Below are 243 nucleotides of genomic sequence, written 5' to 3'. Positions count from 1 at the left end.
AGTCAAATCAGCACTTCCATATTTGCTTGAGAACATGGAAGTCAGCATCGCGGACTACGAAGGGGAGATTCTTGGAATCGAGCTTCCAACGAGCGTTGTCTTGACGATCGTCGAAGCAGACCCGGGCGTAAAAGGTGACACGGCCTCGAACGTGAAGAAAAACGCGACAGTGGAAACAGGACACGTCATTCAAGTGCCACTTTTCATCGAACCAGGTGAAAAAGTGACAGTCGATACACGTAC

At 49.4% G+C, this 243-nt stretch carries 1 pseudogene; it reads left to right on the top strand.

The window, feature by feature from the left end:
- Positions 1–243 (top strand): annotated as a pseudogene (locus AC2Q9J_RS18410) (elongation factor P); the annotation flags it as partial.

The organism is Planococcus sp. RAB007_Raresut (assembly GCF_057369535.1).
Note: the sequence above shows the minus strand (reverse complement) of the source record. Positions and strands in the feature narration are given on the sequence as shown.